Below are 14,875 nucleotides of genomic sequence, written 5' to 3'. Positions count from 1 at the left end.
ATGGGCTAGAATATTCATGCATATAACAGATACGGATCTTTTTTTGTTTAATGAAGGAACCCAGTTTCGCGCTTACCGTTTTATGGGGGCGCATTGCCGGCGGGAAGGCGGACGGACTGGGGTCCGCTTTGCGGTATGGGCGCCGAATGCGGCGGCAGTCAGTGTAGTTGGTGATTTTAACCATTGGGATGGGAACCGTCATCCTTTACAACTAATTGGACAGTCCGGTATATGGTCTTCGTTCGTTCCCGGGCTGGCGCCGGGAGAAGTTTATAAATTCGAGATTCGCACCGCCGGGGGCGGATTGCAATTAAAAGCCGATCCGTACGGCTTTTTTGCCGAAGTCCGTCCGGGAACCGCTTCCGTCGTCTATGAGTTGGACCACTATGTCTGGCAGGATAAAAAGTGGCAGCATTATCAGCAGCAAAATCCCAGCTACGAGCAGCCAATGCTTATCTACGAAGTACACGCGGGGTCGTGGCGGTTTACGGAGAAGCGCCAGCCGTTGACTTACCGGGAACTGGCCGAACAATTAGTCGATTATGTGGCCGATATGGGCTATACCCATATTGAGTTTCTGCCTTTGGCCGAGCACCCCTTTGACGGTTCGTGGGGCTATCAGGCAACCGGCTATTATGCTGTTACCAGCCGTTACGGCACACCGGATGATTTTCGCTATTTTGTGGACCGGTGCCATCAACGGGGGATTGGTGTGATTCTGGACTGGGTACCCGGCCACTTTTGCAAGGACGATCAAGGACTCAGGCGGTTTGACGGTACGGCACTGTACGAACATGAGGATTGCCGCCGGGGCGAAAACGAGTGGGGAACGGCCAATTTTAATCTTGGCCGCTATGAAGTGCAAAGTTTTCTTATTTCCAATGCCCTGTTTTGGTTTGATGTGTATCATATTGACGGGCTCAGGGTGGATGCGGTAGCGTCCATGTTGTATCTGGATTACGGCCGGAAGGATCAATGCTGGTTTTCCAATCAGTACGGCGGCCGGGAAAATATTGAGGCCATTGACTTTCTCCGTAAATTGAATGAAAGGGTGTTCGAAAATTACCCGCAAGCCCTGATGATTGCCGAGGAGTCAACGGCCTGGCCGCTTGTCAGCCGTCCTACCTATCTGGGTGGACTAGGCTTTAATTATAAATGGAATATGGGCTGGATGAATGATGTGCTGAAGTATATGGAGATGGATCCGCTATTCCGTCAATGGCATCACAATTTGCTGACATTTTCCTTTTTGTATGCTTTTTCTGAAAATTTTATCCTGCCGTTATCCCATGATGAAGTGGTTCACGGCAAAAGGTCACTGCTGGATAAAATGCCGGGCGATTACTGGCAGAAATTTGCCGGGGTACGCACTTTTTACGCATATATGATGGCGCATCCGGGAAAGAAGCTTATTTTTATGGGCGGTGAATTTGGGCAATTCATTGAATGGAAATATTATGACAGTTTGGACTGGCATCTGCTGGAGTATGAAAAACACCGGAAATTGTGGCGCTATATGAAGGAGCTAAATCATTTTTACCGCCGTGAAAGATCTCTCTGGCAGCAGGATCATGACTGGCCGGGTTTTTCCTGGATTGATTGCGACGATTCCAGTCAGAGCATTGTAAGTTTTCTGCGGATGGGAAGAAATAAGCATGATTTTCTTGTTATTGTTGCCAATTTTACCTCCGTTGTCCGGGACGGGTATCGTATCGGCGTTCCCCGGGCGGGAAAATACCGGGAAATTTTTAATAGCGACAATACGATCTACGGCGGTTCCGGACAGAAAAACACCGGCGTTCTACCAGCCAAAAAGAAAGGCTGGCATAATCAGCCTTTTTCGCTTGTGCTGAAAATTCCGCCGCTGGCGACTGTATATTTAAAGCTGCAGCCATCTTGGCGACTAAAGAAGTTCAATGGAGGGAAAGGATATGCCCAAAAAGGAGTATATTGCCATGGTGCTGGCGGGCGGACAAGGCAGCCGCTTAGGAATACTGACTAAGAACCTGGCGAAACCAGCCGTACCATTTGGCGGCAAGTACCGGATCATTGACTTTACATTGAGTAACTGCTATAACTCGCGAATCGATACAGTCGGGGTTTTGACCCAGTATCAGCCGCTGGCGCTCAACAGTTACATCGGGGTAGGCAGTCCCTGGGACCTGGAAAGACTGGATGGAGGTCTCTTTCTTTTGCCGCCGTATATGAAGGAGAAGGGCGGTGAATGGTACAAGGGAACGGCCAATGCGGTGTACCAGAATATCCGCTTCATCGAACAATATGATCCCGACTATGTTCTGGTGTTGTCGGGCGATCATGTATATACTATGGACTATTCGGCAATGCTGTCTTATCATAAGCAAAAACAGGCCGAGGCCACCATCTCGGTAATTGAAGTCCCGTGGGAAGAGGCCGGCCGGTTTGGGATTATGAATGCCGACCGGGACGGAAAGATTGCCGAATTTGAGGAGAAGCCCAAAAAGCCCAAGACGAATTTAGCCTCTATGGGGGTCTATGTGTTTAACTGGAATCTTTTGAAGCGGTACCTGCAGGAAGATGAGCAGGATCCGCATTCCAGTCATGACTTCGGCAAGAATATCATTCCCAAAATGCTGCACAATGGACAGCGGATGCTGGCCTATCCGTTCAAGGGATATTGGAAAGACGTAGGAACGGTGGAGAGTTTGTGGGAGGCTAATATGGACCTCCTGTGCGAGGAACCGCTGCTTGACATGTACAATGAGGCCTGGCCCATTTATTGTGTTAATCCTGTGCAACCTCCCCATTATGTCAATGCGACGGGCAGGGTTTGCCGCTCCATGATTGGCGGCGGCTGCTTAGTGTACGGCGAAGTGGACCATTCCGTGTTGTTCCCCGGTGTGAGCATTGGTGAGGGATCTAAAATAAGGGATTGCGTGATTATGCCCAATGCCCGCATCGGGGCGGGGGTACACCTTGAAAGGGCTATTATCGGTGAAGAAAGTATTGTGGAGGACGGTTGTCAAATCGGTTGCGAAGAATATGCCGATTCCCGGCCCCATCAAAGCGATGTCGCCACAGGATTAACGATTATCGGCGAGAATATCCTGATTCCTCAGAATTGTAAAATACAGAAAAATACTGTTGTCAGTCCGGAAAACTGGGAACAGGATCAGTTTGTCCATTTGTATGTGGTATAAAGCAGGAGGAAGGGCTATGGATGATGTTTTGGGTTTGATTAATTTGTATGAACCTCCCACGAATCTGGCGGCGATTACCCAGCACCGGCCGCTGGCCGCCGTTCCTTTTGGCGGCCGGTACCGGCTGATTGATTTTGTATTGTCAAGTATGGTTAATTCGGGAATTCGGAATGTGGGAATTATGGTGGAACAGAAATGCCGGTCCCTGTTGGACCATTTGCGTTCCGGCAAGGAATGGGACCTGGCTCGCAAGCGGGACGGTTTGTTTATTTTACCGCCGCCTGAAGCGGTTCCAACTGCCTGTGGGGATCTCCATAACTTCCAGTACCACCTGGATTATATTCGTAAAAGCCGGCAGAAGTATGTCCTTATCACTGCCGGCGATACCATTTGTAATGTCAATTACCGCGAACCCTTCGCTTTTCACCGGAGTAAACAGGCGGAGGTGACGCTGCTGTATACATCGGCGCCGGGCAATCACCCCGATGCACCGGGTATAAAAATTAATATCGGCCAGAACGGCCGCTTGCTGGCTGGAGATGAGACCAGCGTTGCCGGCGGTCTGCAAGGGTCTTCCCTGGAGATGTATATTTTACAAAAGGATTTATTTGCCGACCTGATTCAAGAAGGCAGGACTAAGGGTTACAGTGATTTTGGCTGTGATGTGATTCTCAAAAACCGGGAACGATTAAAGATTTTTGCCTATCCTCATAACGGGTATACGGCGCGAATCCGCTCGCTGAGCAGTTATTACCGGCAGAACATGGGCCTCCTGCAGCCGGAAATCTGGCAGGAATTGTTTTACCGCTCCGGACTTATTTATACCAAAATTAAAGACGAGGCGCCGGTCAAATACCGGGAAACGGCCTCCGTTAAAAACGCTTTAATCGCCAATGGCTGTATTATTGAAGGGCAAGTGGAAAACAGCATTTTATTCCGGGGAGTCCGGGTTCGTAAAGGGGCCTGCGTTAAAAACAGCATTATCATGCAAAAAGGAGATATTGCCGAGAACGCCGCCGTGGAGTTCGCCATATGCGACAAAGATGTGTCGGTAACGGCGGGGAAAAAGGTGCGGGGTACGGAGAAAGCACCACTGGTGATTGCCAAAGGCTGCACGATATGAATAAGACAAAATCAGTGTTGGAGGTGGGCGCCCATGTTTACCAATAAAGAAAAATTCAAGGCCTCTTTTGCCGAAAAGCTCATGACCCTATGCGGCAAAGACTTGTTGGAGGCGACGAATCTGGAAAAGTACCAGGCCTTGGCCAGTTTGCTTATGGAGCATATTAACCGGCAATGGCTTAAGACGAATCAGGAGTACACAGAAAATGGCGATAAACAAATATATTACTTTTGTATTGAATTTTTGCTGGGCCGGATGCTGGGGTCCAACCTGCTCAATATGGGAATAAAAGACCTGTGTGAAGAAGCGCTGGCCGAACTGGGAATCAATTTTGCAGCTCTGCAGGGAGAAGAACCGGACGCCGGTCTCGGTAACGGCGGTTTAGGCCGTCTGGCGGCATGTTATCTGGACTCTATGGCCTCGTTGCATTTGCCGGGGCATGGCTGCGGCATCCGCTACGATTATGGGCTGTTCGAACAAAAAATTATTGACGGCTATCAGGTGGAACTGCCCGATGACTGGCTCAAGCACGGCAACCCCTGGGAAGTCCGGCGGGATGACCGGACCGTGGAAGTTAAATTCGGCGGTAAAGTCTGTACGGAGAATCAAGACGGAAAAACGGTATATCGTCTGGAAGACTATGATGCTGTGAAAGCCGTGCCCTATGACATGCCGATGATCGGTTTTAAAAACCATACGGTTAACACGCTGCGGCTGTGGAAAGCCGAACCGGCGCGCAGTGATTTTGATTTTAACGCCTTTAACCGGGGAGAATATCTGAAGGCAACGGATTATAAGAATTCCGTCGCGGCCATTTCCCGTGTTTTATATCCTAATGATAATTTCGAAGCCGGTCAGATTCTGCGGCTCAAACAGGAATACTTTTTTGCCTCTGCCGGCGTGCAAAGCATTGTCAACCGTCATAAGCGGAAATTCGGCTCGGTGCATAATCTGGCGGAAAAAGTGGCCATTCATATCAACGACACCCACCCGGCGCTGGTGATTCCTGAATTGATGCGGCTGTTGATCGATGAAGAAGGATTGTTCTGGGAAGAGGCCTGGCAAATTACCACCCGCACAATGTCTTATACCAACCACACCGTTCTGCCGGAAGCACTGGAAAAATGGCCGATCGACATGTTTAAAAAGTTACTGCCCCGTATCTTTATTTTGGTACACGAAATTAATGAGCGGTTCTGCGCCTGCATGTGGGATCAATATCCGGGCGAATGGCAGCGCATCCGGGATGTGGCCATAACGGCGGACGGTTTTGTGCACATGGCGCATTTAGCCATTGCCGGCAGCCACAGCGTCAACGGAGTGGCGGAATTACACACCAAAATTCTAGAGAAAGAGACGATGCATAAATTTTATGACTTTTCTCCTCACAAATTTAATAATAAAACCAATGGAATTACCCATCGCCGCTGGCTGTTGCTGGCCAATCCGGACCTGGCCCGTCTGGTAACGTCGACAATCGGCCATACATGGGTACATTGTCCTTCGGAACTGGAAAATTTGCATAAATTCGCCGAGGACCCTTCCTTCCAGGAGCAGTTTGCCGCAATTAAGCAGAAAAATAAGGAAAAACTGGCCAAGTGGCTGCAGGATAACTATGTGGTAAAAATTGATCCGCATTCAATTTTCGATATCCAAATAAAACGGATTCACGCTTATAAGAGACAAACGCTGAATGTGCTGCATATTATGCATTTATATAACCGGTTAAAAGAAAATCCCAACCTTGATGTGACGCCCCGCACGTTTATTTTCGGCGGTAAAGCCGCTCCCGGTTATTATGACGCCAAAAAGACTATTAAACTGATTAATACCTTAGCCGAGGTTGTTAATCGCGACCCGGATATCCGGGATAAAATCAAAGTTGTTTTTGCCGAAAATTATAATGTATCTTTTGCCGAACTATTGATCCCGGCAGCTGACGTAAGTGAACAAATCCCCACCGCCAGCAAAGAAGCATGCGGTACGGGCAATATGAAATTTATGTTGAACGGCGCGGTAACCATCGGCACTTTAGATGGCGGCAATATCGAGATCAGCAAGGCCGTCGGCGACGAGAATATTATTATTTTTGGCCTTAATGCCCGGGAAGTGATAAACTTTTACCGTCATGGCGGTTATAGTTCCTGGGAAGTAATTCATAATGATGTCAGGGTCAAAACCGTGCTTGAACAATTGGTCAATGGTTTTTTTCCGGTTGTCCGGGAGGAATTCCGTAACTTCTATGAAGCCTTCCGGCATTATGATGAATTTTTTGTCTTGCGTGATTTTGCTTCTTATGTAGATGCTCAGAAGCAGGTGCAGGAAAAATATCGCGATAAAGCGAAATGGTTCAGCATGTGTGTGCATAATGTCGCTTCCTCCGGACTGTTTTCCAGTGATCGTACTTTTTCCGAGTATGCTCTGGAAATCTGGAATGTTAAACCGAACATAATCGGCGAAGCTTTGCCGGTTTTTTCACCGGAAAGCCTGTTTGTCGCCGGCCGGTACCCGGAAATGCCTTATGTTCAACACTGACAGGGTATAACAATAAACCTCCGGGCGAACGTATAACAATAGGATGGTGGTTTCCGTGAATCGCGATTGGGTTTTTCATGATTCGCATTCTTTGTTGTATCGCAGCCCCTTTGGGGCTGTTTCTTGTAATCAAAAAGTAACTTTGAATTTAAAAGTTCAGTCCCGTGAGCCTGTTTCCAATGTGTGGCTCCGTTTATGGACCAATTCTCGGGGCGAGGAGACCATTCCCATGCAGTGGAGCGGGCAAGGTGCAAGTTCCCTATACCGGAGTGAAATTACAGCGCCGGGCGAACCGGGACCGATGTGGTATTATTTCATCGTCCAACAGTATGGCAAAACCCACTTTTACGGCAATAATCAGGAGCGGTGGGGCGGCGTAGGCGACAGCAGCGATACGCCGCCGCCACCTTATCAAATCAGTGTTTATGAAACGGATATGACAACGCCGCACTGGTTTAAAGAAAGTGTGATGTATCAGATTTTTGTCGACCGGTTTTATAACGGACAGGAAGACGGCAAGATTCTTAACCCCCGCCCGGGAAGTCTTTTGCATGCCAGCTGGAATGATGTGCCGGTGTATGTACAGGACCGGGACACAGGGGAAATCTTGTCTTTTGACTTCTTCGGCGGCAACCTGGCCGGCATTATTGCCAAGCTGCCCTATCTTAAAAAGCTGGGAATCAATGTGCTGTATCTCAACCCGGTTTTTGAAGCTCCCAGTAATCATAAATACGATACCGGCAATTATCTGCGGATTGACCCGATGTTTGGCGACAGTGAAACATTCCGGCTCTTGTGTGAAAAAGCCAGGGAAGCCGGCATCGCCGTTATTTTAGACGGAGTATTCAGCCATACCGGCAGTGACAGTATTTATTTCAACAAATATGGCACCTATGACAGCCTTGGCGCTTACCAGTCACAAAAGTCGCCCTATCACAAATGGTACCGGTTTGAACAGTTTCCGCACCGCTATGAAAGCTGGTGGGGAATTGACACACTGCCCAATGTGGAGGAAATGGAACCTTCCTACCGGGACTTTATTATTCATAACCAGGATAGTGTGCTGAAAACCTGGTTGAAATTGGGAGCCAAAGGGTGGCGGCTCGATGTTGTCGACGAATTGCCCGACGAGTTTGTTAAGGAATTTTATAAAGTATTAAAAGAGTCGGATCCGGAAGCCGTTTTAATCGGCGAAGTCTGGGAAGATGCCTCCCATAAGACCAGTTATGGTGTTTTGCGCGAATATTTATGGGGCCGGGAACTGGATTCGGTAATGAATTATCCTTTCCGGATGATATTACTCAATTTTATGTGGGGTAATAAAGACGCCCGTGATACCAACCGGGCCCTTATGAGCCTGTATGAAAATTATCCGCTGCAGCATTTTTATGCGCTGATGAATCTAATTGGCAGTCATGATGTGCCAAGGGTACTGACGCTGCTGGGAGACGCTCCTTTGGAAAATACACTTACGAAAGGGCAGCAGCGCAGATACCGGCTGTCACCGGAGCAAAAAGACCGGGCCGTTAAACGGCTAAAGCTTTTGGCGCTCTGGCAAATGACTTTCCCCGGTATTCCCTGCATCTATTATGGTGACGAGGCCGGGTTGGAAGGGTACAGCGATCCCTATAACCGCGGGCCCTATCCCTGGGGCAGGGAAAATCAGGAATTGCTGGCCTGGTATAAACAAATCATTGCCTTGCGTAATCAGTACGATGTATTCAAGACGGGACAATGGTTGCCCCTATTGGCGGAGGGGGATGTATATGTATATCTGCGTCTCATCGACAACGGGCGGGATGTATTTGGCCGGGCTAAGGAAAATAACACCGCTATTGTCCTCTTAAACCGCAATGCTGTTGAGGCCAGAACGGTCACGGTAGATATCGGCGCCTGGTGCGGCGAAACTTTATATGATGCGCTAAACGGACAGCGGGAAGTGATTGCCGAAGACGGAAAACTGACCGTTACGCTGGCACCTGCGACAGGAATGGTGTTGCTGCAGGAGATAAACAAACCGCGGGAACCGGGCGAAAGCGGTATTTTATTACACCCGACCTCCCTGCCTTCGGCTCACGGAATTGGCGACTTCGGGCCGGAAGCCTACCGTTTTGTGGATTTTTTAGCGGCGGCGGAACAAAAATTATGGCAAATTCTACCGCTTAATCCGGTAGGGTTTGGCGAATCTCCTTATCAGTGTTTGTCTGCTTTTGCCGGCAATCCCCTGTTGATTTCACCGGACCGGCTGATTGAGGAGGGGCTTCTTAGCGAAAAGGCGGTGCAAGACGCACAGCCGCATCAGTTTCCGGACGAGAACGTCGATTTTGATTTGGTTAAGCCTTATAAGGAGAACCTGTTTTTACAGGCCTATGAGGTTTTTTATGACCGCGAACGGCCGGCGGCCTATACGGCCTTTGTTACGGAAAATAAATACTGGCTGGCCGATTACGCTTTATTTATGGCCCTGAGGGAACATTTTGAATTCCGGCCCTGGAATGAATGGCCCGAAGCCATTCGCCTGCGGCGGCAGGACGCCATGGACTATTACCGTGATTTATTGGCGGACGAAGTGGAATATCATTACTTTTTACAGTATGAGTTTTTCCGGCAATGGCAGGAATTGAAGGCCTATGCCAACAGGCGCGGGATTCATATCATCGGTGATTTACCCATTTTTGTGGCGCACGACAGCAGCGATGTGTGGAGTAACCAGCATTTGTTCGAGCTGGATCCGTGCGGCAATCCGGTTAAAGTGGCCGGTGTGCCGCCGGACTACTTCAGCGAGACCGGCCAGTTATGGGGTAACCCCCACTATAAATGGAACGAAATGGCCCGGGACGACTACCATTGGTGGCGGGACCGGTTTAGAGCCCTTTTACAGATGGTCGACCGCATCCGTATTGACCATTTCCGTGGTTTCGAAGCGTACTGGGAAATTCCGGCGGGGGAACGGACGGCGGTGAACGGACGCTGGGTGGAAGGTCCCGGAGCGCAGTTTTTCCTGACCATGGAAAAACACCTGGGAAAAATGCCGGTGATTGCCGAGGATTTGGGCATTATTACTCCCGGTGTGCGGGATCTTAAAAACCAATTTGGTTTTCCGGGAATGAAAGTCCTTCATTTTGCCCTTCCCGGCGGAGCAAAGAGCCAGTATCTGCCCCGCTATTACCAGCGCAATGTGGTGGTTTATACCGGGACCCACGATAATGATACGACTCTGGGCTGGTATAGAAAGGGAATGCTGGCTGATCCGGACAATATGCGGCGGATTAACGAATGTCTCGGTATTAGTCCCGCCATGAACGACGCGGAAATCAACTGGCGGTTTATTGCATTTGCTTTCTCTTCCCGTGCCGCCCAGGTGGTCATTCCGTTGCAGGATATACTGAGCCTGGATACTGAGGCCCGGATGAATTTTCCGGGAACGGTCGGCTCCAACTGGCGGTGGCGGTTTGCGGCCAAGGCTTTGCCCCGAGAGCTGGCTGCTAAATTGGCGGAACTTACCAAGCAATACCAACGGTAAAAAGAAAAAAACGCAAAAAGGACTGCTTCCCATAACATAGGAGGCAGTCCTTTTATATTGAGCCGAAATCAAGCGATTTTCTCGCGCCCTGAGGCCTACGCCATAAACCGAAAGAACGTTAGCGGTCTTTCCCTGTTTCCGTATAGGCTTGAAAGGCATGACGAAACTGAATTTTAGCCCAGGCGCGCAGGTCCGGATCCGGACTGCTCATTAAAGCGGACAGCACTGTAATCATGTCTTTTAACTCGGAGTCGGCTATAGCGGTACGATAGTCGGCGGCAGCTTCCGCCAAAGAAAAAGCCGCAGCCGGCTGAAATCCGTCGTCAAGGAGCAGCCAATCCAGGGAAACCTGATAGGATACGGCAATATTGGCGAGGTATTCCAGGCTTGGTTTACCGCCAAGTTCCGTTTTCTTGACGTAGGAAGCCGAGACCCCAAGGCTCTTGGCAAAGACTGCCTGTGTCAGGTTCCCTCTGGCATGGCGCAGACGTTTGCCGGTTTTTTTATAGTCTAATATCATAATGGTTCTCCTTTTGTCCCACTTTTCGCAGTCCTCTGTCATTCACAATAAATTGAGAAAGATATGGTTGCCATAAGTTCAGAGTGTGAAATGCGGGTTTATGGATAGTAAAGAAATTTAGTCACTGATGGGTGGCTTTTTAGCTTGACTGGCTACTTATGAGTGACTTATAATAAAGGTAATAAAAGAACTGCTAAAAAAGTTTAGTTTTGGCGGTAAAAAACGGGATTACCAAAAAGCGGCAGCAGGAAAATGCCGGTTCAACCGGGAAAGGAGCGGAAAGCATGACGCCGCGACAAATTAAGGCTGCGATTATTCTGGCCGGAGAGAGCCAGCGACGGATCGCCAGACGTTTGAAAGTTACCGACGGAGCAATCACCCAGGTGATTTACGGCATAACCACTTCCGGGCGTATTCAGCGCGAAATCGCCAGGGTAATTGGTAAAAAAGCAAAAGAAATTTGGCCGTACCATGCGGCCTGACAGAGCACCGGCTAACAGTTTGACTAATTTTATTATAACGTACTAACGGGAGTGGCTCAATGCATATTATTTTTTCCCTGGTTTCCTCTTGCTACAACAGACCAACGGTATGGCAAGGGGGCGGTTAGAGTAAAACAAGACCGGCGAAAAAACCAGTCTTGTTATTGGAAGGTGTTAAAATATGAAAATCGTTGTAGACCCGGGCCATGACGGTTACACCGACCCGGGAAAATGTGCCGGCGGGGTGCGGGAATGCGATGTGGTCATTTCGATTGCCAAATATCTTTGTAAAGAGCTGTATGAAAGAGGCTATGAAACACTATTGACCCGTTCGGGCAATGTACCCGGCATTACGCCGCAAGTCCGGGTGGAATTGGCTAATGCCAACCGGGTCGATGCTTTGGTCAGCATTCACACCAATGTTGCGGTCTCGGAAGAAGTGAGCGGGACAACAAGCTATTATCCCGCCGGCAGTCCGGAGAGCCGGCAGTTGGCCGATGCGATACAGGAGTGCCTGGTTGCGGCATTGGGGACAACGAATTGCGGCATCCGGGAAAAAGAGCTGTCCGTATTGACGGCTGTCCGCTGCCCGGTGGTGCTCATTTCGGTTGGCTTTCTTTCCAATCCGGCCGAGCGGGCGCTTTTAACCGACAGTGAAAGACAACAGCAGGCGGCCCGGGCAATGGCCGAGGGAGTTGAAAAATACAGGATGCGCCGTAAGCGGCACTATTTTTTCAACGGTTAGATAGATTCTTTTGCCGGGGTATCGACAATCAAGCCAATTCCAGGGTAATATTAAAATATGAGTATAGTAGATTGGCAATCACTAAAGTCAATACCGGTGTTTGCGGCTTTGTCCGATGAACAGCTTGCCCAGGTTCATAAACATGCCATCGAGCGGATATACCGCAAGGGAATGGTTATTTTTATGGAAGGCGATACCGGGGAGGGGTTTCATTATATTAAAAGCGGCAAGGTTAAAATCGTTAAGATCTCGGATGACGGACGCGAACACATTATTCATATTTTAGGTCCGGGCGATATTTTTGCCGGTGTCGTACTATTTAACCAACAGCCTTATCCGGCTACCGCCGTGACGCTGGAGGACTCTCTCATTGGCATCATTCGGAATTCGGATATGGAGCAGCTGGCTTCTAGTAATAACCAGCTAGTGATGCAGCTGATTAAAGCGATTAATCAGCGTCTTTTGTATGCGCAGCATAAGATTACCAATCTGGCCCTGCATGATGTCACCGCCCGAACGGCGGAAGTAATACTCCGGTTGGGCCGGGAACAAGGGCAGCAACAGGGGGATAAAATTGCCGTTGCCCTTAAACTCTCCCGGCAAGAGCTGGCTAGCCTGGTAGGTACTACCCGGGAAACGGTGACCAGGACGCTAAGCGCACTAAAAAAGGATAAGATGATTGATTTTAACGGCCATACCATCATTATACTAGATGAGAAAGCGTTAGTTGCGCTGCTTTCCTGATCTGGGCAAGGCCAAAAACTATGCGGTAAACTATTTGTTTATCCATTTATTGAGCCAATCGCCAAGTCCGTATTTTTGCGCTTTGGCGGCTACCGTCTTATGAGTGATTCCCAGCGCCTTAGCCGCCGCGGTATAACTCTTATGCTGCTCTAAGGCGGCTTTGATAATAACCTTTTCATAATCCTCCAGGGGAAAAATTTTTCCTTGTTCCCATGAGCCGGCGGGCAGTTCCTCGTTGACGGCGGCTATCGGCTTTTCCCGCACAACAGGGGGTAAATCGGCCAGACGGATGACCGGACCGTCTGTCAGAACGACCATGCGTTCCATAATGTTTTTCAGTTCCCGTACGTTACCGGGCCAACTATAGGCTGTCATGGCGTTGATAACTGTTTTTTCAATTCCCTTGAGGTCACGGCCGAATTCAGCGTTGAATTTCTTCAAAAAATAATCCGCAAGAATGGGAATATCTTCACACCGGTCTTTTAGAGAAGGGAGACAAATGGGGATGACGTTAAGACGATAATATAAGTCCTCCCGAAAGGTGCCGTCCTCCACCATTTTTTCCATATCCCGGTTGGTCGCCGCGATGACGCGCACGTTGACCGACAACGTTTGTTCGCCGCCTACCCGTTCAAACGAGTTGCTTTGCAGGACCCGCAGCAGTTTTGTCTGATTATTGATATCCATTTCGCCAATCTCATCAAGCAGGATTGTCCCTTGGTCGGCCAGTTCAAATTTCCCCAGCTTTTTTTTATAGGCACCGGTAAAAGCCCCTTTTTCGTGACCAAATAATTCACTTTCCAATAAACCGGCGGGAATGGCGGCGCAATTGACCTTAATAAAGGGTCCCTGAGCGCGGGGACTGGAGTTGTGGATGCCTTCCGCAACCAGTTCTTTGCCGGTGCCGCTTTTGCCGCGAATCAGGACGGTGGAGGGAACCCTGGCGGCTTTGGCAGCCAGCGAAAGGGCCTCCAGCACGGTAGGGTGAACACCGATAAATTTTTCAAAGGCCGGTGTGATTTTTAACAGCCGGAGGGTCCGTTGTTCGGAAGATTCACTGCCGTATTGGGCGGCAACCCAGCTCAAATTTTTATTCTGCTGCAGTTTTCTTTCCAGGTATTCATTTTTTTTAGCAGTTAACCGGAGCTTGTCGTGCAGTGCCATCCATTCCTGATGGGCCTGCAGCAGTAATATGGCTCCGTTAAATTGTTGGCTGGCGGTTAAGGGCCTTACGGCAGCCGGCTGCTCCTGACCCTGTATGAAAAGAAAGCCGTTCGCCGGTTGACGGGATGTGAGTGCCGTCCGGAGAATTGGATCGGGGGAGAGCGAAGAAAATTGGTATTCAGATGATTCAGACAAATCAATGGACAGACCGGTCATTTTTTCAAAAATGGGATTGCCATAAACAATATAGCCCTGAGAATCCAACAGGCATACACCGTCGCTTGTCATTGTGAGCAAAGCGTCCAGGAGCTCTTTTATATCAAGGGGAATATCCGGGAAATGATGTCGGTTTTTCGGTTGTGGCAAGGAAGGGTGCTGGAGAGGAGAAGTGTGATTGCTGCCAGTGACATCAACCCCGTCGGGAAAGGCTTCAAAAGGAAACATAATGTTATTTGCGGCCTCCTTCGGGTTCGATAATAAGCAGGTTGTTATAATTTAGTATATTCTCTGTCCGCAGGAGCAGTCCTTCCCCGGAGACGGGACCGGAGGGGTAAATTACAACTTGCCGGAGGAACTGGGGCGGGCCCAAAAGATTATGATGATTTTTGGGGTGGACAAAAGGACGTGGTGAGAGAAATTGATGAAAGAAAATGGATTGACATTTGGGGGTTTATTCTTTATACTGTATACAACATCATATTGAAATGAAAAGACGATGAGCAGAAGAGTAGGCATAACCAGGGTATTTCAGCGAGCTGGGGCCGGTGTGAGCCAGTAATAGCCTTTATGACCAAAAATCATCTGTGAGTTGCAGGCTGAATGATAGTAAGTCTTGCCGGGACCTCTCCGGAGGGTAACAG

General features: G+C 49.2%; 10 protein-coding genes and 1 other annotated feature (1 of these 11 running past the window's edge). Of the genes, 8 read left to right on the top strand and 2 right to left on the bottom strand.

The features are described 5' to 3' along the window. Positions 1-16: 16 nt before the first annotated feature. From glgB to LUCIF_RS01210, 5 genes are read left to right on the top strand one after another with little or no spacing between them, the layout of a single operon-like run. Positions 17-2,002: a 1,4-alpha-glucan branching protein GlgB gene (gene glgB / locus LUCIF_RS01230; protein ID WP_122626055.1), complete on the top strand. Its 1,986-nt coding sequence runs from the start codon at positions 17-19 to the stop codon at positions 2,000-2,002. Beyond that, complete coding sequence (locus LUCIF_RS01225; protein ID WP_122626054.1) at positions 1,932-3,179, top strand: glucose-1-phosphate adenylyltransferase; 1,248 nt, start codon at positions 1,932-1,934, stop codon at positions 3,177-3,179. The genes glgB and LUCIF_RS01225 overlap by 71 nt, the downstream gene beginning before the upstream one ends. A 16-nt stretch (positions 3,180-3,195) precedes the next feature. Further along, positions 3,196-4,302, top strand: a complete 1,107-nt coding sequence (gene glgD / locus LUCIF_RS01220; RefSeq protein WP_122626053.1) for a glucose-1-phosphate adenylyltransferase subunit GlgD — start codon at positions 3,196-3,198, stop codon at positions 4,300-4,302. Positions 4,303-4,335: 33 nt separating this feature from the next. Further along, on the top strand, positions 4,336-6,837 hold the full coding sequence (locus LUCIF_RS01215; protein ID WP_122626052.1) for a glycogen/starch/alpha-glucan phosphorylase: 2,502 nt from the start codon (positions 4,336-4,338) through the stop codon (positions 6,835-6,837). A gap of 55 nt (positions 6,838-6,892) precedes the next feature. Further along, the gene (locus LUCIF_RS01210; protein WP_122626051.1) at positions 6,893-10,360 is read left to right on the top strand and encodes a bifunctional glycogen debranching protein GlgX/4-alpha-glucanotransferase; all 3,468 of its coding nucleotides are present in this window, start codon (positions 6,893-6,895) and stop codon (positions 10,358-10,360) included. A 118-nt stretch (positions 10,361-10,478) separates the two neighbouring features. On the opposite strand, the gene LUCIF_RS01205 is transcribed toward LUCIF_RS01210, so the two are convergent. Further along, on the bottom strand, positions 10,479-10,880 hold the full coding sequence (locus LUCIF_RS01205) for a helix-turn-helix domain-containing protein (protein WP_165865835.1): 402 nt from the start codon (positions 10,878-10,880) through the stop codon (positions 10,479-10,481). Between the two features lie 209 nt (positions 10,881-11,089). On the opposite strand from LUCIF_RS01205, the gene LUCIF_RS01200 reads away from it, so the two are divergent. From LUCIF_RS01200 to LUCIF_RS01190, 3 genes are all read left to right on the top strand, one after another. Next, positions 11,090-11,362: an XRE family transcriptional regulator gene (locus LUCIF_RS01200; protein WP_122626049.1), complete on the top strand. Its 273-nt coding sequence runs from the start codon at positions 11,090-11,092 to the stop codon at positions 11,360-11,362. Positions 11,363-11,543: 181 nt separating this feature from the next. Next, positions 11,544-12,107: an N-acetylmuramoyl-L-alanine amidase family protein gene (locus LUCIF_RS01195; protein ID WP_122626048.1), complete on the top strand. Its 564-nt coding sequence runs from the start codon at positions 11,544-11,546 to the stop codon at positions 12,105-12,107. 57 nt (positions 12,108-12,164) lie between these two features. After that, on the top strand, positions 12,165-12,851 hold the full coding sequence (locus LUCIF_RS01190) for a Crp/Fnr family transcriptional regulator (protein ID WP_122626047.1): 687 nt from the start codon (positions 12,165-12,167) through the stop codon (positions 12,849-12,851). Between the two features lie 30 nt (positions 12,852-12,881). On the opposite strand, the gene LUCIF_RS01185 is transcribed toward LUCIF_RS01190, so the two are convergent. Beyond that, entirely contained in the window at positions 12,882-14,459 is a 1,578-nt protein-coding gene (locus tag LUCIF_RS01185) for a sigma-54 interaction domain-containing protein (RefSeq protein ID WP_122626046.1), read from the bottom strand. 262 nt (positions 14,460-14,721) lie between these two features. Next, positions 14,722-14,875 (top strand) — a binding site (T-box leader) (it continues 109 nt past the right edge of the window).

It is taken from the genome of Allolucifera butyrica (genome assembly GCF_900476375.1).
In the GTDB taxonomy this organism is placed as follows: Bacteria; Bacillota; Negativicutes; order Sporomusales; family UPPP01; genus Lucifera; species Lucifera butyrica.
The sequence above is the reverse complement of the archived record's forward strand: the minus strand, read 5'-3'. Positions and strand labels throughout refer to the sequence as shown.

What these genes read in the sequence shown, in the direction of transcription:
- LUCIF_RS01195 (WP_122626048.1), top strand. Translation starts at nt 11,544, where the DNA reads ATGAAAATCGTTGTAGACCCGGGCCATGACGGTTACACCGACCCGGGA.
- LUCIF_RS01215 (WP_122626052.1), top strand. Translation starts at nt 4,336, where the DNA reads ATGTTTACCAATAAAGAAAAATTCAAGGCCTCTTTTGCCGAAAAGCTC.
- LUCIF_RS01205 (WP_165865835.1), bottom strand. Translation starts at nt 10,880, where the DNA reads ATGATATTAGACTATAAAAAAACCGGCAAACGTCTGCGCCATGCCAGA.
- glgB (WP_122626055.1), top strand. Translation starts at nt 17, where the DNA reads ATGCATATAACAGATACGGATCTTTTTTTGTTTAATGAAGGAACCCAG.
- glgD (WP_122626053.1), top strand. Translation starts at nt 3,196, where the DNA reads ATGGATGATGTTTTGGGTTTGATTAATTTGTATGAACCTCCCACGAAT.
- LUCIF_RS01185 (WP_122626046.1), bottom strand. Translation starts at nt 14,459, where the DNA reads ATGTTTCCTTTTGAAGCCTTTCCCGACGGGGTTGATGTCACTGGCAGC.
- LUCIF_RS01225 (WP_122626054.1), top strand. Translation starts at nt 1,932, where the DNA reads ATGCCCAAAAAGGAGTATATTGCCATGGTGCTGGCGGGCGGACAAGGC.
- LUCIF_RS01190 (WP_122626047.1), top strand. Translation starts at nt 12,165, where the DNA reads ATGAGTATAGTAGATTGGCAATCACTAAAGTCAATACCGGTGTTTGCG.